Origin of the sequence: Janthinobacterium sp. 1_2014MBL_MicDiv (assembly GCF_001865675.1) — a bacterium.
Lineage (GTDB): Bacteria > Pseudomonadota > Gammaproteobacteria > Burkholderiales > Burkholderiaceae_D > Janthinobacterium.
Genome location: NZ_CP011319.1, coordinates 5,752,112 through 5,777,538, shown reverse-complemented (window position 1 = coordinate 5,777,538; position 25,427 = coordinate 5,752,112). Strand labels below are relative to the sequence as shown.

At 61.7% G+C, this 25,427-nt stretch carries 20 protein-coding genes; 8 read left to right on the top strand and 12 right to left on the bottom strand.

From position 1 onward, the window contains the following. Positions 1-7: 7 nt before the first annotated feature. Positions 8-1,651 carry a serine hydrolase gene (locus tag YQ44_RS25065; protein WP_071325683.1) on the top strand — a complete coding sequence of 548 codons (1,644 nt, stop codon included), beginning with the start codon at positions 8-10 and terminating at the stop codon, positions 1,649-1,651. Positions 1,652-1,884: 233 nt separating this feature from the next. Here the strand turns inward: YQ44_RS25065 and YQ44_RS29185 are convergent, their stop codons facing one another. The 3 genes from YQ44_RS29185 to YQ44_RS25045 form a co-directional block, all read right to left on the bottom strand. Continuing rightward, positions 1,885-2,370: a hypothetical protein gene (locus tag YQ44_RS29185; protein WP_156894976.1), complete on the bottom strand. Its 486-nt coding sequence runs from the start codon at positions 2,368-2,370 to the stop codon at positions 1,885-1,887. Positions 2,371-2,487: 117 nt separating this feature from the next. Continuing rightward, positions 2,488-3,315, bottom strand: a complete 828-nt coding sequence (locus tag YQ44_RS25050; protein ID WP_071326749.1) for a class I SAM-dependent methyltransferase — start codon at positions 3,313-3,315, stop codon at positions 2,488-2,490. Between the two features lie 88 nt (positions 3,316-3,403). Beyond that, positions 3,404-4,063 (bottom strand): pyridoxamine 5'-phosphate oxidase family protein, encoded by a 660-nt coding sequence (locus YQ44_RS25045; protein ID WP_071325680.1) that lies wholly within the window; start codon positions 4,061-4,063, stop codon positions 3,404-3,406. Between the two features lie 115 nt (positions 4,064-4,178). On the opposite strand from YQ44_RS25045, the gene pdxR reads away from it, so the two are divergent. Then, positions 4,179-5,651 carry a MocR-like pyridoxine biosynthesis transcription factor PdxR gene (gene pdxR / locus YQ44_RS25040; protein ID WP_071325679.1) on the top strand — a complete coding sequence of 491 codons (1,473 nt, stop codon included), beginning with the start codon at positions 4,179-4,181 and terminating at the stop codon, positions 5,649-5,651. A 13-nt stretch (positions 5,652-5,664) separates the two neighbouring features. Here pdxR and YQ44_RS25035 read toward each other — a convergent pair whose 3' ends face one another. From YQ44_RS25035 to YQ44_RS24995, 9 genes are all read right to left on the bottom strand, one after another. Then, positions 5,665-6,444 (bottom strand): spermidine synthase, encoded by a 780-nt coding sequence (locus YQ44_RS25035; protein WP_071325678.1) that lies wholly within the window; start codon positions 6,442-6,444, stop codon positions 5,665-5,667. Between the two features lie 58 nt (positions 6,445-6,502). Continuing rightward, a complete protein-coding gene (locus YQ44_RS25030) occupies positions 6,503-7,027 on the bottom strand; it encodes an FxDxF family PEP-CTERM protein (RefSeq protein WP_071325677.1) in 525 nt (174 codons plus the stop codon). A 236-nt stretch (positions 7,028-7,263) separates the two neighbouring features. Further along, positions 7,264-8,619: a sensor histidine kinase gene (locus YQ44_RS25025; RefSeq protein ID WP_232250992.1), complete on the bottom strand. Its 1,356-nt coding sequence runs from the start codon at positions 8,617-8,619 to the stop codon at positions 7,264-7,266. Next, positions 8,619-9,971 (bottom strand): sigma-54-dependent transcriptional regulator, encoded by a 1,353-nt coding sequence (locus YQ44_RS25020; RefSeq protein WP_071325676.1) that lies wholly within the window; start codon positions 9,969-9,971, stop codon positions 8,619-8,621. The genes YQ44_RS25025 and YQ44_RS25020 overlap by 1 nt, the downstream gene beginning before the upstream one ends. Before the next feature lie 46 nt (positions 9,972-10,017). After that, entirely contained in the window at positions 10,018-11,256 is a 1,239-nt protein-coding gene (locus YQ44_RS25015; protein ID WP_071325675.1) for an ABC transporter permease, read from the bottom strand. Positions 11,257-11,284: 28 nt separating this feature from the next. Further along, positions 11,285-12,607: an ABC transporter permease gene (locus YQ44_RS25010; RefSeq protein WP_071325674.1), complete on the bottom strand. Its 1,323-nt coding sequence runs from the start codon at positions 12,605-12,607 to the stop codon at positions 11,285-11,287. Positions 12,608-12,615: 8 nt separating this feature from the next. Then, a complete protein-coding gene (locus tag YQ44_RS25005; protein WP_071325673.1) occupies positions 12,616-13,329 on the bottom strand; it encodes an ABC transporter ATP-binding protein in 714 nt (237 codons plus the stop codon). Positions 13,330-13,356: 27 nt separating this feature from the next. After that, the gene (locus tag YQ44_RS25000) at positions 13,357-14,622 is read right to left on the bottom strand and encodes an efflux RND transporter periplasmic adaptor subunit (RefSeq protein WP_071326747.1); all 1,266 of its coding nucleotides are present in this window, start codon (positions 14,620-14,622) and stop codon (positions 13,357-13,359) included. A gap of 195 nt (positions 14,623-14,817) precedes the next feature. Next, positions 14,818-16,743, bottom strand: a complete 1,926-nt coding sequence (locus tag YQ44_RS24995) for a phosphoethanolamine transferase (protein WP_071325672.1) — start codon at positions 16,741-16,743, stop codon at positions 14,818-14,820. 425 nt (positions 16,744-17,168) lie between these two features. On the opposite strand from YQ44_RS24995, the gene rpsL reads away from it, so the two are divergent. From rpsL to YQ44_RS24965, 6 genes are all read left to right on the top strand, one after another. Continuing rightward, positions 17,169-17,552 carry a 30S ribosomal protein S12 gene (rpsL, locus tag YQ44_RS24990; RefSeq protein WP_010394376.1) on the top strand — a complete coding sequence of 128 codons (384 nt, stop codon included), beginning with the start codon at positions 17,169-17,171 and terminating at the stop codon, positions 17,550-17,552. Between the two features lie 152 nt (positions 17,553-17,704). Continuing rightward, entirely contained in the window at positions 17,705-18,175 is a 471-nt protein-coding gene (rpsG, locus tag YQ44_RS24985) for a 30S ribosomal protein S7 (RefSeq protein ID WP_010394377.1), read from the top strand. Positions 18,176-18,283: 108 nt separating this feature from the next. Further along, positions 18,284-20,389: an elongation factor G gene (gene fusA / locus YQ44_RS24980; RefSeq protein WP_071325671.1), complete on the top strand. Its 2,106-nt coding sequence runs from the start codon at positions 18,284-18,286 to the stop codon at positions 20,387-20,389. A 72-nt stretch (positions 20,390-20,461) separates the two neighbouring features. Then, positions 20,462-21,652 (top strand): elongation factor Tu, encoded by a 1,191-nt coding sequence (tuf, locus tag YQ44_RS24975; RefSeq protein ID WP_034753125.1) that lies wholly within the window; start codon positions 20,462-20,464, stop codon positions 21,650-21,652. Between the two features lie 179 nt (positions 21,653-21,831). Beyond that, on the top strand, positions 21,832-22,149 hold the full coding sequence (rpsJ, locus tag YQ44_RS24970; protein WP_010394389.1) for a 30S ribosomal protein S10: 318 nt from the start codon (positions 21,832-21,834) through the stop codon (positions 22,147-22,149). A gap of 490 nt (positions 22,150-22,639) precedes the next feature. Beyond that, entirely contained in the window at positions 22,640-25,402 is a 2,763-nt protein-coding gene (locus tag YQ44_RS24965; protein WP_232250991.1) for a TonB-dependent receptor plug domain-containing protein, read from the top strand. Positions 25,403-25,427: the final 25 nt, after the last annotated feature.

Sequence of the window (25,427 nt, the reverse complement as noted above, 5' to 3'; positions counted from 1 at the left end):
GTAGAACATGCATGTGATGAACCGCCTTGCCGCCGCCATCGTGCTGGCGTTTTCCAGCGTTACCCTGCCAGCGATGGCTGCTGCCGCCGATGCCACCGCGGCGCCGGTGGCCGCCAGCGTGGCCGCACCGGCCTTCGACCTGGACCGCGATGTCGCCAGCGCCCTGAAAATGTTCGACGTGCCCGGCATGGCGATCGCCATCGTCAAGGATGGCAAGGTCATTACCGCCAAGGGCTTTGGCGTGCGCAAGCTGGGCGAACCGGCTGGCGTCGACGCGCAGACCCTGTTCGAAGTGGCCTCCAATTCGAAGGGTTTCACGGCCGCCGCGCTGGCCATGCTGGTCGACGAGGGCAAGCTGGCCTGGGACGATCCTGTCACCAAGCACCTGCCTGGCTTCCAGATGCACGATTCCTACGTGACGGGCGCCATGACCATCCGCGACCTGCTGACGCACCGCAGCGGCCTGGGTCTGGGCGCCGGCGACTTGCTGTGGTGGCCGACCACCACCTTCACCACCGACGAGATCATCGAGAAGCTGCGCTATATCCGCCCGGCCACGAGTTTCCGCAACAGCTATGCCTACGATAACCTGCTGTATATCGTGGCCGGCAAGATCATCGCCGACAAGGCCGGCAAGAGCTGGGGCGCGGCCATGCACGAGCGCATCCTGGCGCCGCTGGGCATGACGGGCACCACCACCAGCCTGCTTGAGAACGCGGGCAATCCCGACGTCGCCAGCGCGCACAGCAAGATCGACGGCAAGATCGCCGCCGTCAAATCCATGCCCGTGCCGAACGCCGTGGGCGCCGTCGGCATCAACACCAACGCGGAAGATATCGCCAAGTGGATGATGGTGCTGCTCGATGGCGGCAAGATCGCCGGCGTCAAGGACAAGGACGGCAAGGAAGCGCGCCTGTTCAGCGAAAAGCAGGGGCGCGAGATGTGGACGGCGCAGACGCCGATCAAGATCCCCGAGCCGAAACCGGCGCTGGCCGCCACCAAGCCGAACTTCAGCGCGTATGGCCTGGGTTTCCAGCTGCGCGACTACAAGGGCATGAAAGTGGCCATGCACGGCGGCGCGCTGCAGGGCTTCTATTCGCGCGTGGTGATGGTGCCGGAGGCGAAACTGGGCGTGGCCATTCTCACCAACGCGGAAAATGGCGGCTCGATGACGGCGCTGCAATGGCGCATTCTCGACCATTACCTGCAGGCGGCACCGTCGGACTGGCTCGCGCTGGTGGCCAAGGTGGAGCAGGACCAGCACGCGGAAGAAGTGAAAAAGCAGGGCAAGGCATCGAGCGCCCGCGCCGCCAAATCGCAGCCGTCGCTGGCGCTGGCGTCGTATGACGGCGAGTACGAGGATGCCTGGTATGGCAAGGTGACTATCCGCCCCGAGGGCAAGAAGCACATTCTCAGCTTCACGCGCACGCCGGACCTGACGGGGGAGCTCGAGCACTGGCAGCACGATACCTTCATCGTGCGCTGGAAGGAGCGCAACTTCAACGCCGACGCGTATGTGACGTTCTCGCTCAATCCGGACGGCAGCATCGACCGCGTGAAGATGGCGCCCGTGTCGGCCGAGACGGACTTCAGCTACGACTTCCAGGATTTGAGCCTGGTGCCGGTGAAGCCCAAGGAAGCGAAGAAATAAACTGTCGATACAAAAACCGCAGCCTGGCCTGCGGTTTTTTTTCGTCCCTTTCCAGGCAAGTGCGCTGCAGACCTGCTGCAGGCCGGTTTTTATTCCATGGAACGACGTGAAAAGAAAACGTTATCTGGTTTTCTTGTTTGCGTATTTAATAACTTTCTTTAGTGCTACTATTTTTATGCGCCATACGTCTGCCGATAGATGAAAATTGGCGGCTGGCGTTTTGCCTTGGTTTTTTATAACGATGAACTTTGTTTGCTAACGGGATAAAAATGATCAATTTCAAGAAAGCCGTATTTGTCTTCTGTGCCGCCGTCGGTTTCGCCGGTGCCATCAGTTCGAGCGCGTATGCGCTGCCGTCGCGGGAAACGTGCGAAGAAGCCCGTGATTCCTGTCTCGCCGACGGCAATGAAAACGATTGCGCGCTGGTGCGCCGCCTGTGCGGCGTGTATGGCATTCACGTGTAAGGCCACTGCCCTGCATGCCATGACATGCGTCGGCCGACAGGCGACTTCGGGCGGCCAGCGTCTTGTCTCCGATGGCTTTTTATAACGACTCAACTCTTTGGGAATCGCATAAAAATGATCAATGTAAAAAAAGCGGTCTTTCTCTTTTTTACAGCTGTCGGCCTGGCCGGCGCCCTGGGCACCGCTTATGCGCAGCCCACGCGCCAGGCCTGCATGCAAGCCTTGTTTGATTGTAACGAAGGCATCATGAGCCAATGCACGGTTGTCTCGCGCTCCTGCGGCGTGTACGGCATTTACCTGTAAGGCGCGCTGCGCGCACAAGGCAATGGCGGCGCGCCGTATCGGCCCGCCGCCATTGGCTTTTCAAGTGACTCAGGGCTTGACGAACTTCAGGGTCATGCGGTCGCTCTCGCCGATGGCCGTGTACTTGGCGCGGTCGACTTCCTTGTTGGCATAGGTGGGTGGCAGCGCCCAGACACCGCCCTGGTGCTCGGCATTGTCCTTCGGATTGGCGTTGATGTCCGACTTGGCCGCCAGTTTGAAGCCGGCTCCCTCGGCCAGCTTGATCACATACGCTTCGTGCATGTAGCCGCTGCTGGCGGTGGCGTCCTGCGCCTTGCTGGCCGGCAGGCGGTGTTCGACGACGCCGAAGACGCCGCCCGGTTTCAGGCTGTCATACACTTCCTTGAACAGGGTTTTCATGCCGTCGTCGCCGATGGGTATCCAGTTGTGGATATTGCGGAAGGTGAGCACCATGTCGGCCGTGCCCTTGGGGGCGATGCGGTAGGTGGTGGGCGGGGCGAAGGCGCCGATTTCCACCTTGCCGAAGGCGGCCGGATTGGCGTCGAGTTTTTGCTGGAAGCGGGCCGCGCCGCGCCGCGCGCCTTCGCTGGCCGACTGCGGGTCGTTGCCAGCGGCGATCAGCTTGCCGTGCTCGCGCAGGTAGGGCGCCAGGATCTCCGTGTACCAGCCGCCGCCGGGCGCCAGTTCCACCACCGTCATGTTCGGCCTGATGCCGAAGAAGGTCAGCGTTTCATACGGGTGGCGCGCGCCGTCGCGCAGCGCGTTGGCCGGCGTGCGCGCACTGCCGGCGATGGCCGCCTTCAGTGCCGCGTCGCCCGCGTCGGCGGCCAGTGCCGCGCCGCTGCCGCCACAGGCCAGGATGGCTGCCAGGATGGCAGCCGAAGATACTCGCTTCATCATCATATGCTCCGTACGTGATTGGATCGGTTGGTGAATTGGTGGCGATCGCCATCAACGCCGATCATCGGTCAAGCACGCGGGCCGGTCAAGCGGATTCCGTGCTCCAGGCGGCGGCATACGGTGGCAATTCGCAGGTGTTGAGCGCATCGGCAATGGCCGCGCCACGGCCGTGCGTAAACGGCAGTTCGCCCGTCCAGACGACGTGCGCCATGTCGCCCGCATCATCGAGGGGCCCGCCTGCGCGCTGCTTGACGGCGCTTTCATCGAGCGCGATGCGCAGCACGGTGGTGGCCGCGTATTCCTTGGCGCTGCCGCCGCGCACCTGGGTCTGGCGTCCTGGCGCCAGCTTGTCCATCAGCGCCTCCATGGCCGCATGCTGCTGGCCGGTGTCGGCCACTTTTTCAAACTGCCCATAGATCATCGCCGAGCGGTAGTTCATCGTGTGGTTGAAGGCCGAGCGTGCCAGCACGAGAGCGTCGAGATGGGTAATCGTCACGCAAGCCCCGGTATCGGCCAGCAGCTGCTTGAGCATGCGGCTGCCATTCGAGCCATGGATGTACAGGTGATCGTCGATGCGCCAGCAGGCGGTGGGGATGCAGTGGCTGCCGTGCGCATCGCGGAAGGCAATGTGGCACAGGTAGGCGGCATCGACGATGGCGTGCAGGGCGGCCTGCTCGTAGCTGGCCAGTTCGGCGACGCGGCGCACGCGGGTACGGGCGCTGGGAGGGAGGGCGGCAACGGTCATGGCAATCATCCTGTGGAACGGTGAGGGGAGGGCGCACTATAATCGTTGCCTGGCCCTGAAAAAAGATCCAGCAAGCATAAATAAATTAGAGCCACGAGAAGGGGGAGGGAATCGCATGGATTACGCTTTGCTGCTGGCGGCATTCGAGCGCGCGCACGGTGAGCGGGGCTGGCCGCGCCAGCGCCTGCTGCATGAATGCCTGCGCGCGGCGATACGCGGCGGCCAGCTGGCACCCGGCACGCGGCTGGCCGCCACGCGCGTGCTGGCCCAGGAGCTGGGCGTGGCGCGCAATACGGTGCTGTACGCCTACGAGCAGCTGGCCAGCGAAGGCTTCGTGCTGCCGGACCGGCGCGGCACCCTGGTCGCCGGCAGTGCCGGCGCGCAGGTGGCGTCGCTGCCCGTCGATGGCCGGGATGGCCTGTCGCGCCGCGCCCGGCATTTGCGCGGCGTGTCGGGACAGGATGTCAACGCGGCGCTGGTGTTTCCGGCCGATGCGATGGGCGCGTTCGCGCCTGGCGTGCCGGCGCTCGACGAATTCCCGCTGGCGCAATGGCGGCGCATGCTCGATCGCGCCTGGCGCGCGCTGTCGCCGCGCCAGCTCAATTACGGCGACCCCGCCGGCGAGCCGCAGCTGCGCATGGCCATTGCCGACCATTTGCGCGCGGCGCGCGGCGTCGTCTGCGATGCGGGCCAGGTGTTCATCACGGATGGCACGCAGAGCAGCCTCGATGTGTGCCTGCGCGCCTTTGCCGACCAGGGCGACACCCTGTGGCTCGAGCATCCAGGCTATGGCGGCGCGCTGGCGGCGGGGCGCGCCGCCGGCCTGCAGGTGGCGGGCATTCCGGTCGACATGGATGGCATCGCGCCGACCGACGCCGATTGGCGCGATACGCCGCCACGCCTGATCTACACGACGCCGTCGCACCAGTATCCGACCGGCAGCGTGCTCAGTCCCGCGCGCCGCATGGCGCTGCTCGAGCGCGCCCGCGCGGTGGGAAGCCTGATCATCGAGGATGACTACGATAGCGAATTCCGGCATGGCGGTCCGCCGCTGGCGGCCATGCAGGGACTGGTGGCCGATGCGCCCGTCGTGTATCTTGGCACGTTCAGCAAGACCATGTTTCCGGCGTTGCGCATCGCCTTTATCGTGGTGCCTGCCGCGCTGGCCGCGGCATTCGCGCAGATGCAGGCGCAGGGCGCCGTGCGGGGGCGGGTGGCCGAGCAGCTGGCGCTGGCCGAATTCCTGCGCAGCGGCCTGTTTGCGCGCCACGTGCGGCGCATGCGCCGTTTGTACCGCCAGCGCCGCGATGCCTTGAGCGAGGCATTGCAGCGCCATGCCTGCGCCGGTGCTGCCATCCACGGCGGCTCGGCCGGCATGCATCTGGCACTGCGTTTTCACGATGGCGCCTGGGATGACCTGGCGCTGAGCCGGCGCGCCGCGCAGGACGGCATCGTGGCGCTGGCGCTCTCCGCCCATGCCACGGGCGAGCGGGCCGGCTGGAACGGCTTCCTGCTCGGTTATGCGCAGGTGCCGGCCGAGAACATGGATGGCCTGGCACGCCGTCTTGGGGCGCTGCTGCCGGCGTGATGCGGCTACTGCCTTACTGCTGGTCCAGCATCCACTGCTTCAAGCCATTGACCCAGTTCTTGGCGGGCAGGTTGAATTGTTTCTTGATGGCGCCGGCGCGTTCATACAGTTCGCTGAAATCGAGCGACGGCGATTTCTTGAAGGCGAGCACGACGATGTTTTCATCTTCCAGTTCCGGCACCCAGACGACGGCGTCGAAGACCAGTTCCATCGCCTGCAGGTTCTTGTCGTAGTTGGGGAAGTCGCCGAAGACATTCGTGCACATGATGCCGTCGTCCGTCAGGCAGTCGAAGCAGGCCTGGTAGAACTCGGGCGTGTCGAGCACGGGGCCGCGCGCCTCCTCGTCGTACAGGTCGACCTGCAGCACGTCGACGCTGCCGTGGTTGGCCGCATCGAGCACGAAATCGAGCGCATTCATTTCGCGCACGTCGAGCCGAGCATCGTTCGGCGGCAGGGCGAACTGGGCGCCGCAGATGGCGATCACATTCGGATTGAGCTCGATGGCCGTGACACTGGCGTCGGGGAAGCGGCGGTAGCTGAACTTGGTCAGCGCGGCGCTGCCCAGTCCCAGCTGCACGATGCGTTTCGGCTGCGCCTTGAAGAGCATCCACATCATCATCATCTGCACGTATTCGAGTTCGATGGCGTCGGGTTTGTCCAGGCGCATGGCGCCCTGCACCCACTTGGTGCCCAAGTGCAGATAGCGGATGCCGCGGTGTTCGGTGATGGTGGCCGGCGGATGGCCAGGATGGCTGAAGGCGGTGTTGCTGGTGGAGATAAAATCGGTCGTCATGGCGCCAGTGTAGCAGCCGCATGAAAAAAGACGCCGTGGCGTCTTTTTGGTGGTGCGCTCAAGATTGCTTGCGGCGTCGCGCCAGGAATCCTAGTATGCCGAGGCCGGCCAGCAGCATGCCATAGGTTTCCGGTTCCGGGACAGGCGCCAGGTTCAGGTTGAAGGTGCCGCCGTAGCTGCCGCCATTGGTGCTGCCCATCACGGTCAGCGTCATCGGGCCATTGAAGAGCAGGCTGGTGGGCGCCAGCACTTGACCCTGGGCATAGCCGAAGACGGTGGGGCCGCCAAAGCCCGTCAGTGCGATGCCGTTCAGGTTGGCACTGGTGAAGTTGATGGAGGAAGCATCGCTGCCCGTGACCGACAGGTTGGCCAGGAAGGCTTGCGCGGTCGAACCGAAGGTCGCATCCGGGGTAAAGGTGAACGTATCGGTAAAGACACCTAGCGGACTGGGGGTGGCGTTGAAGCCGCCCGTCCACAGGTTGCCTGTGGTGTTGGTCAGGTTGACCGTGTACGACGCGGCATATGCGCTGCCGATGGTGGCAGCGCCCAGGACAGCTGCTGCGATGAGTGATTTCAGTTTCATATTTATCCCCGCGAAAAAACGATTAATGTTTCAAAAAACCGTACCGCGTTGATAAATTATCGCCAACACTTTTCATTGTCAATGAGCTATTTTTTTATGACCGAGCACGCTTAAATAGCTAATTGCTACTACACGGGCGTAAACTGTTTTCAATTGTAAAATTTAACACACTAATTGTTGATATTGCACAAAAAATACCTGCGGGTTTTGTGGCCAATAAATTGTTGCATTGGAATTTAATTTGCCTCAAGCAATGGCAGTGTCATGGTGACGGCGAGGCCGCCGCCTTCGCGGTTGGCGAGGGCGATGCGGCCACCATGCGCTTCGGCAATTTCTCGCGCCAGCGCCAGGCCGAGTCCCGTGCCGCTGCGCTTGGTGGAGTAAAACGGCACCAGCGCGTTTTCCAGCACGGCGCCGCTCATGCCGGGCCCGCGGTCGCGCACCTCGATGCGCAATTGTCCTTGCGCCTGGCTCACGTGCAAGCCGATGTGCTGCGCCCTGGAGCCCGACTCGAGCGCATTCTTGAGCAGGTTCAGCAGTGCTTGCTGCATTTGCGCCGCATCGAAGACGGCTGCCTGCGCGGGCGGCGGACAGTCGAGCGTGAAGGCGATCTGCGACGCCAGGCTGTCGAGAAACGGCTGCCATTCGCAACGGGCAAGGCGCGGCGTGGGCAGCTTGGCGAAGCGCGCGTAGCCGAGTATGAAGGTTTCCAGGTGGCGCGTGCGCTCCTCGATCGTGGCGAGGATTTGCGGCAGGCGCTCGGTCTGCCCGCGGCGTACCAGCTCGGCACCGGAATGGGCCAGCGAGGCCAGTGGCGCCAGCGAGTTGTTCAATTCATGGCTGATGACGCGGATGACTTTCTTCCAGGTCTGCACTTCCTGGCGGCGCAGTTCCAGGGTGAGCTGGCGCAGCAGCAGCAGTTCGTGCTTGCGCCCGTTCAAGCTGAAGCTGCGCCGCGCCAGGTGGAACACCTCTTCCTGTTCTCCCTCGCCGCTGGTAAACAGGCCATCGCTGGCGCGCGCCAGCGCCTCGGCCAGGGCCGGCGCCGCCTGCCGCACGATGTCGGCTAAATGCTGGCCTTCCAGCCGGCGCCCCTGGTGCAGCAACTGGCGCGCGGCCAGGTTGGCGTAGACGATGGCGCTGCCCTCGGCCACCAGCAGCATGGCCACCGGCGTGTTTTGCACCATGGTGTCGAGCAGCAGTTCGCGCTGCACCAGGTCCAGGCGCTGCCTGCGCAGCACGTCGCCCAGGGCGTTGTGGGCCGCCACCAGGTCGGCCAGCTCATCGTTTTGCGGCCAGCGCAGGCTGAAGGCGAAGTCGCCGTCCTGGTAGCTGGCGACCGTGCCGCTCAAGGCGCGGAACAGCGACAGCATCGCCTGCAGCTGCGCGCGGATGGTGATGACGGCGAGCGGCAGCACGCATGACAGGGACAGTCCCAGCACCAGCCACGGCTGCTGCGGGAAAAAATGCGCGAGCAGCAGGGCGAGGCCGACGCCCACCGTCAGCAGGGTGCCGATCAGCGCCGTCCAGCGCGTCAGCAGCGAAAGGCGCAGCGTGGCCGGACGCTTCGGCATGGGCTGGGATGGCGGCATCAGGCGCGCGCGATGCCCAGGCGTTCCATGCGCCGGTACAGCGCCTGGCGCGACAGGCCCAGCTCCTGCGCCGCCTGCGCCACCACGCCCTGCGCGCGGGCCAGCGCGGCGACGACGCTGTCGCGGTCCGGTTCCGTGGCGGCCGTATCCTGCGCGGCGCGCAGCGATGGCAAGGAGGCCGGCGGCAGACCCAGTTCCTGCGCCTGGATCAGGGGGCCGGCCGTCAGCAGGCTGGCGCGCTGCATGACATTCTTCAGTTCACGGACATTGCCGGGCCAGCCGTGCGCCAGCAGGGTGGCCTGGGCCTGCGCATCGAGGCTCTTGTCGGGGCCCAGGAAATGCCGCGCCAGGACCAGGATGTCGGCCGGGCGCTGCGCCAGCGGCGGCAGGCGCAGCTCGATCACGTTGAGGCGATAGAACAGGTCTTCGCGGAAGGTGCCGGCGCGTATCATGGCCGGCAGGTCGGCATTGCTGGCGCTGATGACCCGCACCTTGACCTGGCGTTCGCGGTTCGAACCGAGCCGCTCGAAGCGGCCCGTTTCCAGCACGCGCAGCAGCTTCATTTGCCCGGCCAGCGGCAAGTTGCCTATCTCGTCGAGAAACAGGGTGCCGCCGTCGGCCGCATCGAACTTGCCGTCGCGCGCGCGGGTGGCGCCCGTGTAGGCGCCCGCCTCGGCGCCGAACAGTTCTGCCTCGATCAGGTCCACCGGCACGGCGCCGCAATTGAGCACGACGAAGGGGCCGTCGGCCACGTGCGAATTGGCTTGCACGATGGCGGCGATGCGCTCCTTGCCGCTGCCGTTGGGTCCGGAAATGAGCACGGGCACGTCGGCGCGCGCCACCTGGCACGCCAGGTGCACGACCCGTTCCGTGGCCGCGTCTTGCCAGACCATGCCGCGCAAATCGAAATCGTGTTCCAGGGCTTGGCGCTGGCGCTGCTCCGCCACCACGCGCGAGCGCAGCGCGCGGTTCGCCTGTCCCAGCTCCAGCAGGTTTTGCACGCTGGCGATCAGGCGCCGGTCGTCCCACGGCTTGGCCAGGTAGTCGGCCGCGCCGGACTTGATCAGGTCGACGGCCGCATCGAGCTGCGTCCAGGCCGTCAGCAGGATCACGGGCAGGTCGGGGTGGCGCGCGCGGATGGCGTGGAACAGCGCGCAGCCTTCCTCGCCCGAGGTGGTGTCGGCCGTGAAGTTCATGTCCTGCACCACCAGGTCGATGGGGTGCCGCGCCAGCATCTGCAGGCCCTCTTCGGGCGAGGCGGCGCGCAGGGCATCGATCTCGTGCAGCGAGAACAGCACGTCGAGCGCGATGGCCACGGCGGCATTGTCGTCAATAATCAGTACGGTAGGCATGCGTGCAGCATAACATTGTCATGACGGCCAGGGCAGGGGCAAATCGTCATGTGCTGCGCGTGGCCGTGGCCGGGGAAATGCTGGCCGCGCGCCAGGCCGGCCCATACACGGCGCCGAGGCCCAGCAGCCAGAACACGCTGGCGCCGGCCAGCAGGTAGGGCAGCGGCAGGCGCGCCATTTCCAGCTGGCTGACCAGCAGGTGATTCAGCGCCAGGGCCAGCACCACGCCGGCCGCCACGCCGACGCTGGTGATCATGAAGTTCTCCGTCAGGAAGTAGCGCAGGATGTCGATGCGGCGGGCACCGAGCGCGCGCCGCACGCCGATCTGCTTGCGCCGCTGCGTGACCCACAGGCTGGCGATGCCGACGATGCCGCTGGCCGTCACCAGCAGCAGCAGGGTGCTGACGGCGATGAGCATCCAGGACAAACCCCGGTCGGCCAGATAACGTGATTTGCGGTGCTGTTCCAGGGTATCCGTGCGCACCAGCAGGCGCTCGCTGCTGGACGTGCGGATTGCTTGTTCCGCCTCCTTCATCAGGCGGTCGCGCTGGCCTGGCTCGGCGCGCACGGCGTACAGCACCGCATCGCGTCCGCCCGTCAGGCGGGCCGGCAGGATGATGGAAAATTCACCCTGGGCGGTGACCTGGCCGACCTGCGTCTGCAGCCGTTCCACCACACCGACCACGCGCATTTCGTCGTCGCCGTCGCCGGTGCCATTGAACAGGGGTTTGCCGACAAAGCTGGTTTCGCCGGGCCAGATCTTCTGCGCCGCGGCGCGCGTCACGATCACCACCTTGGGGAAGCTTTGATCGACGTCTTCATTGATTTCCGGGACCTCGTCGGCATGGAAATCGCGCCCTTCCACCAGCTTCAATCCATATGTCTTGACGAGCGAATCGGGCGTGACGTACATCGAGGTGCTGGCGCTGGCCTCGGCTTGTCCGCGTTTGGCCGCGACGTTGGTGCTGCTGCCGGAACGCGACAGCACCGCCTGCGTGGTTTGCGCCACGGAGACCGCGCCCGGCAGGGCGCGCAGTATCGCGGCCTGGCGCTTCTGCTCGGCTATCTGGTGCTGCGGGCTGCCTTTGTCCATGCTCTGGACTTTGACATAGAAGATGTCGTTTTCGGCCGCCACGCCGGTGGGACGGGCGGCGATGGCCTGGCGCAGGTTGACGATGTACAAGGCGTTGGCCAGGATGGCCAGGCTGATGGCGACTTGCACCGCGACGAGCACGGCGCCGGTCTTGTTGCGCATCAGCGCCGACAGGATGGGGCGGATTTCCATGTGGGGCCTCATTGTGAAAAGGTGGGTGTCATTGGGATTTGAGCTGCATGGCCGGCGTGACCTGGCAGGCGCGCCAGGTGGGCAACAGCCCTGCCAGCAAGGCCGCCAGTACGGAAACGGCAAACGTCAGCAGCAGCATCGGGACATCCAGGTGCGCCACGGTGCCCAGCTCTTTCGACTGCGAACTCACCACGGCCAGGGCCGCATAGGCCAGCAACAGGCCCAGTACCCCGCCGGCCAGGCCGATGACGCCCGTCTCGATCAGGAACTGGCGGAAGATGTCGCGCCGCGTGGCGCCCAGTGCGCGGCGGATGCCCACTTCCGCCGCCCGCACGGAGAACTTCGCCAGCAGCAGGCCGATGGTGTTGACCAGGCATAGCAGTAGGAAGCCGAAGGCCAGCCAGGCGGCCAGCTTGTTGTCGTTGTCGACCACGTTGAGGAAATCGAGCCACTGCCTGACGTTGTACAGCGTGTTGGGCGCGTGGCGCGGCATGCGCCCCAGCTTGCGCTGCTCGGCCGCATAGCTGTCGAGGTAAGCCTGCAGGTCGCTGCGTTCGCCGGCGCTGGCCATTTCGAACCAGAATTGCAGCCAGGTGCAGTCCGATGCCAGGATGCCCTGGTAACCGGGGCTGCGCTCGACGCCGCTGCAGGCCATGCCGCCGTCATGCCCCGTTTCGTGGCGGATGGCGCTGGCGAAGGGAATGAAGAATTCATCCTCCGTGCCGAAGGCGCCCTTGCTGCCGATGATGCGGTGCACGCGCGGCACGGGATCCCACTGAGCGAGCACGCCGCTGACCAGATAGGGACGTCCCAGCACCGTCACGCGCTGGCCCACGGGATTGACCGCGCCCAGCAGCTTTTCCGCCAGGGCGCGGCTCAGGACGATGACGTCGGCGCCGCTGGCGTCGTCGGCCTCGCTCCATGGCTGGCCATACAGGAAGGGCACTTCAAACATGGCAAAGAAGTCGCGCGTGGGGGCCAGGCCCTGTGCCCGGAAGGCGCCGAGGTCCCTGCGTGCCGGTTCCACGGGACCGGCCACGCCGTACATGACGCTGCGGCGGATGCCTATCTTGCTGGCCATGAAGTTCTTCGCATCGGTATAGGCGAGCTGTGACTGGCCGAAGCTGGGTTTGGTGCCCGGCGTATAGCCTTTCAAGGGAACCACATCGATCATCGGCACGAACAGGCGGTCGCTCTTGTGCGGCAGCGGATCGCCCGACATCGCATGCAGGATGGTGACGGTGGCCACGCTGGCGGCCACGCCGACGGCCAGGGTCAGCACCATCAGCGCCGTCAGGGCGGGATTGCGGCGCAGGTTGCGCAGGCCCAGCTTGAAATAGTATTGGAACATGGCGGCTCCTAGGCGGTCGCGTGCTGCGGCTTGGCCGACAGCGTGGCGCCATGCTGCACCAGGTCCGACACCTGGCCGTCGATGATGTGCACGTTGCGTTGCGAACGCAGCGCCAGTTCGGGATCGTGCGTCACCATCAGGATGGTGGTGCCTTGCGCGTTGATGTCTTCCAGCAGTTCCATCACGCCGCGCGCCATCTGCGTATCGAGGTTGCCCGTCGGTTCATCGGCCAGCAGCAGTTTTGGCGAGCCGGCCAGCGCGCGCGCGATGGCCACGCGCTGCTGCTGTCCGCCCGACAGCTCGGCCGGATAGTGTTTCATGCGCGAAGCCAGGCCCACCTTGGCCAGCGCATCCTCGATGCGTTCGCGGCGTTCGGCGCTGTTGAAGCCCCGGTAGCGCAGCGGCACGTCGACATTGTCGAACAGCGACAGGTCGGGAATCAGGTTGAAACCCTGGAAGATGAAGCCCAGCTTTTCATTGCGCAGGCGCGAACGGGCATTGTCGTCCATGCCTTTCACGTTGACGCCGTCGAGGATGTATTCGCCATCGGTGAATTCTTCCAGCAGGCCGGCGATGTTCAGGAAGCTCGTCTTGCCGGAACCGGACGGCCCAGTGACCGTGACGAATTCGCCCTGGCGGACGTGGATTTCGAAGCCGCGCAGCGCGTGCGTCTCGATCATGTGGGTGCGGTAGACTTTGCTCAGGTTTTGCATGCGCAGCATGGAGGGCTCCTGGTTGGATGAATGGCGTTAGTTGAGCGAGACGCGGGCCGCGTTCGCGAAGTTTTCCGTGCCGGCGACGACTACCTTGTCGCCCAGCTTCAGGCCATCGAGAATTTCGACGGCGGAGACGCTGGTGGCGCCCAGCTTGATCGGTGTGCGGATGGCGACGCCGTCGCGCACGACATAGGCAAAGCGTCCGCCTTCGGCTTCGACAAAGGAGCCGCGCGCCAGCATCAGCACATTGGGCCGTTCGTCGATCAGCAGGCGTGCCGAAACGCGCTGGTTCTGGCGCAGGCCGGCCGGCTGGGCGCCATTGAAGCGCACGCGCGCCAGCACCTGGTTCTTCACCACTTCGGGCGACAGGGCCGACAGCTTGCCGGTGGCACGGATGGCGCCCGTTTCGATTTCCGCGCTCATGCCCAGGCCGATATCGGCCACATACGTTTCCGGTACTTCCAGCTCGACTTCCAGCTGCGACAGGTCGACCAGGGTCATCAGGGCTGTGTTGGCCTGCACCACGCTGCGGTTGGCCACCGACAGGGTGCCGATGAAGCCGTTGACGGGCGCGCGCACGGTCAGTTCATCGACGCGGCGCTGGGCGTTGTCGCGGACGAGGCGCTGGCGCTCCAGTTCATTGGCCTTGGTTTTCAGGGCCAGGGTCACGTCCTCGCTTTCCAGTCCGGCCGCCTGCGAGGCGTGCTTGCTGCGGATCTCGGCGGAATTCAAGGCATCCTTGGCTTTCTGGTAATCGATCTTGGCGATGATGCCCACCTGCGCCACGCTTTCATAGCGCTCCAGCGTGCGCTGCGCGGACAGGCGTTCTATCTCGGCCGTATCGGCTTCGCGCCGCGCCAGCAGTTTCTGTTTCTTGGCCAGGATCTGCTGGCGCGCCACTTCCGCTTCCAGCTGCTGCACGCTCGATTGCTCGCGTTTCAGCGCGTCCGACAGGTCCGGAGATTCCAGCACGGCGAGGATGTCGCCTTTTTTGACCGTGTCGCCGGCCTTGGCCTTCAGGGTGACGGTGGCCACGGTGGTCGAATACAGGGTGGGGCTGATGGCGGCGACGACGCGGCCGCTGACGGCGGCGTCGCGGATCAGGGTGCCGCGCGTGACGTCGGCGATGCGCAGGCGGCTGGCATTGACGGAATGCTCGCTGGCGCGCCAGCCGGAAAAGGCGGCGACGGCGGCGCCGATGACGAGGACGGCGCCGCCCAGCAGCAGGGCGCGTTGCTTGTGGCGCTGGCCAGGCGGGGCGGACAGCACGGCGTCTTGGGAGGAGGTATCGCGGATCATGGCGGACGTTTCGTGGACAATGCACATCCTGTATGCACGTTCCATGCCAGATTCAAGCTATTGATTTGCAAGGAAAAAATTCCCGCTGTCCGGCTGTCCGCCGTGTCCGCGCCGTCCAGGCCTGTCCGCCTGCAGCCGTCGGCAGGCGTTGATGCGGCGCCGAGTCCCTGCCGGCGCCGGCGTGCCGGGGGCGCTCTACTTGTCCTGCTTTTCCGGCGTGCTCTTGTCGATCACTTCGCGGCAGTCGCCGCGGATGATGGCGTTGTCGTAATTGGTCCAGCCGTAGCTGTCGACATAGCGCTTGTGCTGCTTGAAGCGGGGGCTGGCGATGCTCCATTCGGGCTGTTCGCCGGCAAAGCGGATGTCGCCGAGGTCGAGCAGGGTGTGGAACATGTTTTCCGTCGACAGCCGCGCCTTTTGATGGCGCCGCAGCTGCGTCACCTTGTCCGGATAATGCTGCTGGAATTGCGGCGAGTACCAGACGAAGGCGGGCACGTGGAATTCGAACTGCGTGTTATGCCCGTGGAAGGCCAGGCGGCAAGTGCCGTCGTACAGGGTCTGGCCATGGTCGGCCACGTAGACGAGGGAGCTGCGCAGGGCGGTGCGCTGGCCATCGTCCTTCAGCATGCCGATCACGCTGGACAGGAACCAGTCCGTGTACAGGATGGAGCTGTCGTAGCTGTTGTTCAGCTGTGGCTTGATGGCCGTATCCGTGTAGACGGGCTTGTCGACGCCGAACAGCGAGGGTTGCCATTTGTCGAATTGCTTGGGATAGCGCTGGCTGTAGTTCCAGTGGCTGCCCAGGGTGTGCAGCACGATGAGCTTTTTCGGCGCCGGGTCGGCCAGCGCATTTTTGAACGGGTCGAACAGGATCTGGTCGAAGTTCGAGCTGTTGGTAAAGCCGCCCAGGTTCAGGAACTGCACCACGTCCGCTTCCTTGGCAAACACGGAGACGGGCGTGTCGAACTGGCCGAACGAGATCTGGTTCGACAGCCAGTAGGTCTTGAAGCCGGCTTCCTTGTAGGCCGTCAGGAAGGATTTTTCCGAAAACCCGTCCTTGAGGCTCTGGGTGGCCGGCTTGCGCGAGATGATGACGGGCACGGACAGGCGCGTGGCGGAAACGGCCGTGATGACGTCGGCCAGCGGCACCAGGTTGCTTTCCTGTTTCAGCAGGGGATTGGTGTCGCGTTCGTAGCCGTTCAGGCTCCAGCGGTCATAGCGCGACGATTCGCCGATCACCATCACCACCACTTCCGGATGGGGATCGGGGTTTTGCTGGTGCGCGCCGAAGCGGAAGCTGCTGCTTTTCTGCCCCAGTTCGGCCAGGTATTTGCGTTCCTTGTAAAAATCGAGGCCGCGCGCCATCAGGCCGAAGGGCCAGGAATTGCTGATGGTGTCAAAGGTGTAGGGCAGGCGTGCCCAGTGGGGCAGGCTGGGCCAGCCCAGACCCGTCTCGTCGGCGCCGGCGATGCTGGCGTTCTCGGGCTTGCTGCTTTCCTCGTCTTCCTCGGCCGTCTCGTCGTCCGTGGCGCTGGCGTCGCCGAAGCCGGACGCGCCCGCCTTGCCGCTGGCCGCCGGCGGGCTGGCCTTGGCGGACGCGGCGGCGCTGTGCAGGACCTTGGCGTCGAAGCCGAATTCATGGCCATAGGCCCAGAAGGCGGCCAGCGCGAGCAGCAGCAGGCAGGCGACCGGGCGCGTCTTGCCGCGCCAGTCGAGGTCGCGCGTGCGCGTGGCCGCGTACCAGCTCACGGCGCACCAGGCGATCACGCCCAGCATGACGGCGCCCATCAGCCACACTTTTTGCCCGAGGAATTCCATCGCTTCCTTGGGACTGGTCTCGACGATGATGCCCAGGTGATGCGTGGAAATGCCCTGGCCATAGAAGATGAACAGGTAGATTTCCGTCGGCAGGGCGAGAAAGGCGGGCAGCAGCAGCCAGTGGAAATACGCGGGACGCTTGAACACGCCCCACACGGCCAGCCAGGCCAGCAGCTCGAACGTGAGCATCTGCCACGGATGCTCGAGCGGGCGGCCCAGCAGCACCGGGATGAAGGGCACGGCCGTCAGCAAGGCATAGCTCAGGAGCAGGAACAGGTTGGCGGGGCGAAGCAAGGGGCGCATAAGGGAAGGCAGCAAAAAATGTCCGCTATTATCAATCCTTTTGTCATCTTGCGGTCATACAAGAGCGGCCTCGTCAGATGCTTGGGTGCAGGGAAAGAATGCCGAATAGTCAATCTCTTCGTGCCGGGGATATGCGGCAGAATACGGAAATCATTAGCCAAAATGCCACGAACGGCGCCGTTTTTTGCCTTTTTTTATAGCAAAAAGCCGTAAACTGATTGACCCCCTGTAACACAAGGTCTAAACTAGCGAGTTCTCGATTTTATTCTGCACATCGTTTACGTGTTACTTGGTATTTCTTGGCCGCTCCTTATCGAGTGGCTGCGGGTGCCTCCGGTGCGCAGCAGATAGAAGCGGGACGAGGTTTTAGTCGCCGGGCATCTTGCCCGGGTTATTAATCGTATTTTTTTGTTGGATTTATAACGATGCCAACCATCAATCAATTGATTCGCAATCCACGCGTCGCTTTGACCGTGAAGAGCAAATCGCCGGCGCTGGAAAACAGCCCGCAAAAGCGTGGCGTCTGCACACGTGTTTACACCACGACTCCAAAGAAGCCTAACTCGGCTTTGCGTAAAGTCGCTAAAGTTCGTCTGACCAATGGTTTCGAAGTCATTTCGTACATTGGCGGTGAAGGCCATAACCTGCAAGAGCATAGTGTTGTGCTGCTGCGCGGCGGTCGCGTTAAGGATTTGCCGGGTGTGCGTTACCACATGGTTCGCGGTGCCCTGGATACCCAAGGCGTTAAAGACCGTAAGCAATCGCGTTCGAAGTACGGTACCAAGCGCGCTAAAGCAGGCAAGAAGTAATAAGTTGTACGCAGCAAACCCAAGTTTCGCTCAGTGGCAACTAGCTAAGTGAATGTAGTCGACCGCATCTGGTCGAGTAAGTGGAGGACTATGATGGTCGTCCGCGAGTGTGCGAAGAACGCGCGCTCAACTGAAGATTGAAAGGAATTGATATGCCACGTCGTCGTGAAGTACCCAAGCGCGAAATTTTGCCAGATCCAAAATTCGGCAACACTGATGTCGCTAAATTTGTAAACGTGCTGATGCTGTCCGGTAAAAAATCGGTTGCAGAAAACATCATCTACGGTGCTTTCGAGCACATCGCAGCAAAATCGGGCAAAGATCCGCTCGAAGTTTTTGCTACCGCAATCAACAACGCCAAGCCATTGGTTGAGGTGAAATCCCGTCGCGTCGGTGGTGCAAACTACCAGGTGCCGGTCGAAGTTCGCCCAGTCCGTCGTATGGCTCTGTCCATGCGTTGGTTGCGTGAAGCTGCTAACAAGCGCAGCGAAAAATCGATGCCACAACGCCTCGGCGGTGAGCTGATGGAAGCGGCTGAAAGCCGCGGCGGCGCGATGAAAAAACGCGACGAAGTCCATCGTATGGCTGAAGCGAACAAAGCGTTCTCGCATTTCCGCTTCTAATATAAAGCCAGCTACCGCAAGGCGGCTGTCAAGCATCTGTTGTTCGAGGCCGGGCTCATTTTTGCAAAAAAATGCTGCTCGGTTTTGTCCATTCATTTAGGATTAATTATGGCCCGCAAGACCCCCATTGAGCGCTATCGTAATATCGGTATCTCCGCTCACATCGATGCAGGTAAGACGACCACTACCGAGCGCGTCCTGTTCTACACCGGCGTGAACCACAAGCTGGGCGAAGTCCATGATGGCGCAGCTACCACCGACTGGATGGCGCAGGAGCAAGAGCGCGGCATCACGATTACCTCGGCTGCTGTTACGTGCTTCTGGAAAGGCATGGCAAACAACTTCCCAGCTCACCACATCAACATCATCGACACCCCAGGCCACGTTGACTTCACCATTGAAGTTGAGCGTTCGATGCGCGTGTTGGATGGCGCTTGCATGGTTTACTGTGCAGTCGGCGGCGTGCAGCCACAATCGGAAACGGTATGGCGTCAGGCTAACAAGTACAAAGTGCCACGTCTGGCCTTCGTGAACAAGATGGACCGTACCGGCGCCAACTTCTTCAAGGTCTACGATCAGATGCGTTCGCGTCTGAAAGCCAACCCAGTACCTATTCAGATGCCTATCGGCGCTGAAGACGTCTTCACCGGTGTTATCGATCTGGTCAAGATGAAAGCGGTCATCTGGGACGACGCTTCGCAAGGCATGAAGTTTGAATACGGCGACATTCCAGCGAACCTGGCGGCTGAAGCTGCCAAGTGGCGCGAAAATATGGTCGAGGCCGCTGCTGAAGCGTCCGAAGAACTGATGAACAAGTACCTGGAAGAAGGCGACCTGTCGGAAGACGAGATCAAGGCTGCCCTGCGTCAGCGTACCATCGCCAGCGAAATTGTTCCAATGTTGTGCGGTACCGCCTTTAAAAACAAGGGCGTACAGGCAATGTTGGACGCGGTCATTGAGTACCTGCCATCGCCAATCGACATTCCACCTGTCCCAGGTCTGGACGAGGACGAGCAGCCAGTCGAGCGCGCAGCTGACGACAATGAGAAGTTCTCGGCATTGGCGTTCAAGATCGCAACCGATCCGTTCGTGGGTCAGTTGTGCTTCATCCGTTGCTACTCGGGTACCCTGAATTCGGGCGACTCGGTGTTGAACTCCGTGAAGCAGAAGAAAGAGCGTATCGGCCGTATCGTGCAGATGCAAGCGAACGAACGCGAAGAAATCAAGGAAATGCGCGCTGGCGACATCGCTGCGGTCGTGGGTCTGAAAGACACCACCACTGGCGATACGCTTTGCGACGAAAAGGCAAGCGTCGTTCTGGAGCGCATGGTCTTCCCTGAGCCGGTGATTTCGCAGGCAGTCGAGCCAAAAACCAAGGCCGACCAGGAAAAAATGGGCCTGGCGCTGAACCGTCTGGCTGCAGAAGATCCATCGTTCCGCGTGCGTACCGACGAAGAATCGGGTCAGACCATCATCGCCGGTATGGGCGAGTTGCATCTGGACATCATCGTCGATCGTATGAAGCGTGAATTCAACGTTGAAGCGACCGTCGGCAAGCCACAAGTGGCTTACCGCGAAACGATCCGTAAAGTGTGCGAAGAGTCGGAAGGCAAATTCGTCAAGCAATCGGGTGGTCGTGGTCAATACGGTCACGTGGTTCTGAAGATCGAACCGCAAGAACCGGGCAAGGGCTTCGAATTCGTTGACGCGATCAAGGGCGGTACCGTTCCTCGCGAATACATCCCTGCAGTTGAAAAAGGTGTGCGCGACACGCTGACTTCGGGCGTGATGGCTGGCTACCCAGTCGTTGACGTTAAAGTCACGCTGTTCTTCGGTTCGTACCATGATGTTGACTCGAACGAAAATGCATTCCGCATGGCCGCTTCGATGGCATTCAAAGATGGCTGCCGCAAAGCATCGCCAGTCATCCTGGAGCCGATGATGGCCGTGGAAGTGGAAACGCCGGAAGACTACGCCGGTACCGTGATGGGCGATCTGTCGTCGCGTCGCGGCATGGTGCAAGGTATGGATGAAATTGCTGGCGGTGGCGGCAAGATCATCAAGGCCGAAGTACCTCTGTCGGAAATGTTCGGTTACGCTACGTCGTTGCGTTCGTCGACCCAAGGTCGTGCGACTTACACGATGGAATTCAAGCACTATGCTGAAGCACCTAAGCATGTGACTGAAGCAATCGTAAGCTCGAAAGCTAAGTAATAGAAGTTCCGGGCCGGCTTTCACGAGAATGCCGGTCCCTACATTTAAATCATTGTTCTAAGGAAGAATAAAATGGCAAAAGGTAAATTCGAACGGACCAAGCCGCACGTCAACGTCGGCACCATCGGCCACGTCGACCACGGTAAAACCACGCTGACCGCTGCAATCGCAACGGTTCTGTCGAAGAAATTCGGCGGCGAAGCTAAAGCATACGACCAGATCGATGCGGCTCCAGAAGAAAAAGCGCGCGGTATCACGATTAACACCGCCCACGTCGAGTACGAAACGGAAACGCGTCACTACGCTCACGTTGACTGCCCAGGCCACGCCGACTACATCAAAAACATGATTACCGGTGCCGCGCAGATGGACGGCGCGATCCTGGTGTGCTCCGCAGCTGACGGCCCAATGCCACAGACCCGCGAACACATCCTGCTGGCCCGCCAAGTTGGCGTTCCATACATCATCGTGTTCCTGAACAAGTGCGACCTGGTCGACGACGCAGAGCTGCTGGAACTGGTTGAAATGGAAGTGCGCGAGCTGTTGTCGAAGTACGAATTCCCAGGCGACGACCTGCCAATCATCAAAGGTTCGGCACGTATGGCGCTGGAAGGCAAAGAAGGCGAAATGGGCGTTGACGCAGTGCTGCGTCTGGCCGATGCGCTGGATGCCTACATCCCAACGCCAGAGCGCGCTGTTGACGGTGCGTTCCTGATGCCAGTGGAAGACGTGTTCTCGATCTCGGGTCGCGGTACCGTGGTTACCGGTCGTATCGAGCGCGGCATTGTTAAAGTCGGCGAAGAGATCGAAATCGTCGGTATCACCGATACCGTCAAAACGACTTGCACCGGCGTGGAAATGTTCCGCAAACTGCTGGACCAAGGTCAAGCAGGCGACAACGTTGGTCTGCTGCTGCGCGGCACCAAGCGTGAAGACGTGCAACGTGGTCAAGTTCTGGCCAAGCCAGGTTCGATCAAGCCGCATGCTCACTTCACCGGCGAGATCTATGTTCTGTCGAAAGACGAAGGCGGCCGTCATACGCCATTCTTCAACAACTACCGTCCACAGTTCTACTTCCGCACGACGGACGTAACTGGTTCGATCGAGTTGCCAGCAGACAAAGAAATGGTTATGCCAGGCGATAACGTGTCGATCACCGTCAAGCTGATCAACCCGATCGCGATGGAAGAAGGTCTGCGCTTCGCTATCCGTGAAGGCGGTCGTACCGTCGGCGCCGGCGTTGTTGCAAAAATCCTGGCTTAATTCTTAAGCCTGCAAAAAAGAGGAAGCGTCGTCGCCCGGCGCCCCTCTTTTTATTCAACTGCCGGGGTTGGCAAGCATTTTGGTGCTATCATGTCGACCCTGACGGTTGTTGCGTCAGAAATTCCCGTATGACCTCATTGCCGTGCAGACCGCGCGGTTCGTTCTTTTAAGGAAATATCATGTCGGCACCAAACCAAAAAATCCGTATCCGCCTGAAGGCTTTCGATTACAAACTGATCGACCAGTCCGCTCTGGAAATCGTTGAAACCGCGAAGCGCACCGGCGCTGTCGTCAAAGGCCCAGTACCACTGCCTACCCGTATTCAGCGTTTCGATGTGCTGCGTTCCCCGCACGTCAACAAAACTTCGCGCGATCAGTTCGAGATCCGTACGCACCAACGCCTGATGGACATCGTTGACCCAACGGACAAAACCGTTGACGCGCTGATGAAGCTGGACCTGCCAGCTGGTGTTGATGTTGAAATCAAACTGCAATAAGAGTTTCAAGGGCGGCTGACAACACCGTAGCACCAGGTGTTGACAGCTGTTCCAGGCTGGCGGGGTGTCCCGCTGCCTGATGATGGGGCCGGGCCTGTTCACAATCGTGAATGCGCCCGGCCCCATTGCTATTGGCGCCGTGCTTTTTGCTGCGGCCGCCTCCCGTCCTTCGTCCCATCCATCCCTCATTCTTCTTTTCGCCTCTTCTCAGCGAGGCTGCCAAGCAGTTCCATGCGCGCCATGGCTATTCCAGAAAGTAATAACCTGGCTTATAAAGTGGGGTTAAAACAACAATTGTTAATTAGTCTCTTTCCTGCGGGCGCCAAATGTGAGAAATTTGTAACATACGTGAGAATGTGTGATTGTTTTACAAAAATGATCAGTACAACGTATCGATTTATAAAACGAGAATAATATCTGAGGAGTAGTCTTGAAAAGTATAGTGATGAGCAATACACCAGGTTTGAAGAAAAGCACTCTTGCAATAGCATTGACACTGGCCTTCTCCCAATATGCGGTGGCACAGGAAGCTGTCGCACCAGCAGAAAAACTGCAACGCGTCGAAGTCACCGGTAGTAGCATCAAGCGTACCGAAGCTGAAACAGCCGGTTCGCTCCAGGTGCTGACACGCGACGATATCGAGCGTACCGGCCAGACCACGGCGCTGGGCATCCTGAATTCCTCCGCTGCGATCAGCACTTCGATCGACTCGTCGAGCAGCAGCTCCGGCAGCTTCGCCACGGGCTCCTCGGGCGTGGGCATGCGCGGCCTGGGCAAGGTTGCGACCCTGGTGCTGGTCAACGGCCGTCGCATTGCACAATACGGCCTGGCCGATGGCGCGCAACAAAACTTTACCAACCTCGATGCGATCCCGGCTGCTGCCATCGAGCGCATCGAGATCCTGAAAGATGGCGCATCGGCAATCTATGGTTCCGATGCCATCGCTGGCGTGATCAACATCATCCTGCTGAAGAACTTCGAAGGCGCCAAGATCACCGGCAACTACAAGGAAACGGACCGTTTCAAAGACCAGCGCAGCCGCAACGTTTCCGGCATTATCGGTTACGGCGATATCGACAAGGATGGTTTCAACACCTACCTGACGTACGAAGCCTACAAGAACGACGGTTACACCGCTGGCGACCTGCGCGGCCACTATCCTGAATGGCACCGCCAGACCCCGGGCCGTTCGACCTGGGACGCCCTGAGCTCGTTCTCGCCAACCGGCAACTACTTCCTGAACAGCACGAACATTGTCGCCGCGCCAGGCTGCCCGGCCGACAAGATCGATGCCAAGGACAAGCTGTGCAAGATGGATATCCTGCCGTACACCGGCCTGACCACCAATGCCAAGCGCTATGCACTGGCCAGCAACACGCATTTCAAAATTGGCAAGGATATCGACGCCAACTTCGAGATCACCAATGCCGGCGCCAGCAACGACTACATCGTCGCTCCATTCAACGTCAGCAACGGTAGCGCCACCACGTCGTCGAGCACCTGGTACGACGCGATCAACGGCAAGATGGTCGGCCCGTTCTTCTATCCTAAGCTGCCAGTTGGCCACGCGATGAACCCGTATGCGACGCCGGTGGAATACCGCGCCCGCATGATGGACACCGGCAACGGTTTCAACTTCAACCGCACCGAATCCGACCAGACGCGCGTCATGCTGAGCCTGAACGGCGACATCGGCAATTTCGACTGGAAATCCGCGGTCGGCTACATGAACTCGAAAGCCAACAAGGCCACCCGTGCCGTGAGCGCCACCGGCTACACCAATGCCATCGTCAACGGCACCTACAAGTTCGGCCAGCAAAACGATACCGCGCTGCTGGAGTCGATGTTCCCTGTACGTACCACCAAGGGCGAGTCGAAGATCACCTTCATCGACGCAACCGTGTCCGGTGAAGTGGCGAAATTGCCGGCCGGCCCCTTGAATGTGGCGTTCGGTACCGACATCCGTCGCGAAAAGTATGAAATGGCCAGCTCGGACAACGTGCTGCGTGGCGACCTGGTCGGTATTGCCGGCCTGCAAGTCAAAGACACCATGGATCACTACGCGCTGTTCGCCGAAGCGACCATTCCGGTGGTCAAGCGTGTCGAAGTGAGCGCCGCGGTACGTGCCGACAAGTCCACCAACAGCGACGTGCACTTCTCGCCGAAGCTGGGCTTGCGCGTCAACGCCACCGACACCCTGTTGCTGCGCGCTACGGCCGCTGGTGGCTTCCGCGCGCCGAACATCGTTGAAACAGGTAACGGCCTGGGCCGTAGCTCGTTTGCCACCGATGTCAGCGACCCACGTCGCTGCGCCACTGCCAGCACCCTGAACAACTTGGTGCAGAATAATCCAGCAGCCACCAGCGTCGACAAGGCTCAGGGCAACACCTTCCAGAACAGCGATTGCAAAGGCGGCGTGCCTAGCTTCGTGTCGGCGAACAAGGACCTGAAACCGGAAACCTCGCGTTCGATTACCGCTGGCTTCGTTTTCGAACCGGTCAAGAACTGGACCGTGGCACTGGACTACTACCATATCGAACGCAAGGACGAAATCGGTACCCGTGACGTGGCCGACATCCTGCGCGGCGAAGCTGGCCTGCCAGCAGGACAGCTGGTGCGTGTCGATAACTCGGCGTCGGACGCGCAGTTCCTGGCACTGGTCAAGAAATACGCTCCAGGCAATACCGTCAACTTCGGTGGCGTTGGCGCGATCGGCCTGCTGTACAACCCATACGTCAACAGCGGCAAGACCCGTGCTTCGGGCTTCGACTTTGATGCGGGTGGCCGTTTCAACACCAGTATCGGCCAGGTTCGCTTGAAACTGGAAGGTAGCTACCTGTGGAAATACCAGGAGTTCAGCGTGACCGACAATGCCTATGCCACCAATCTGGCAGGTAACTATGACCTGGGTTCGCGTCTGAAAACCAAGCTGCGCGCCAGCCTGAAGGCCGGCTCGTTCGACCACGGCATGACGTTGAACTACGCCAGCGGCTTTAGCAACAACAACCAGACTTCGTCGACCTACTGCGTTACCAACAAGGTTTCGGCTGCGAACATGGATGCTTGCTCGCGCGTAGGCAGCAACACCACGGTCGACTACAACCTGTCGTACAGCGGTATCAAAAATACCCGTCTGAGCCTGTACATCGACAATCTGTTCGACAAGGCTGCACCGGTGCAGTGGCGCAGAGGCTACGCTGAATCGTTCCAGTTCCGTCGTATCGGCGTATCGGCCAGCTACACCTTCCTCTGATCGTCGTCAGTTGACACACTACCGT